We start from the raw sequence: 223 nt of genomic DNA, 5'->3' as shown, positions 1-223 counted from the left end.
GCAAGCGGATGGATTGTTGGTGGTGGGGTCGTCCTTGATGGCCTATTCGGCCTTCCGCCTGTGCCGCGCGATCAAGGACCAGGGCAAGCCGCTGCTGGCGATCAACCAGGGCAGGACCCGGGCCGATGATCTGTTGGATCTGAAGGTTGGGATGCCGTGTGAGGAATTACTGCCAATGCTGGTTTGATACCGCCGCCATCCCCTGTGGGAGCGAGCCTGCTCG

Annotated in this window: 1 pseudogene; it reads left to right on the top strand. The window is 61.9% G+C overall.

Annotation, left to right across the window (positions count from 1 at the left end):
• A pseudogene (locus OC610_RS29450) lies at positions 1-187 on the top strand (NAD-dependent protein deacetylase); the annotation flags it as partial.
• Positions 188-223 lie beyond the last annotated feature (36 nt).

The sequence above is a fragment of the Pseudomonas agronomica genome (assembly GCF_025917275.1).
Lineage (GTDB): Bacteria > Pseudomonadota > Gammaproteobacteria > Pseudomonadales > Pseudomonadaceae > Aquipseudomonas > Aquipseudomonas agronomica.
Note: the sequence above shows the minus strand (reverse complement) of the source record. Positions and strands in the feature narration are given on the sequence as shown.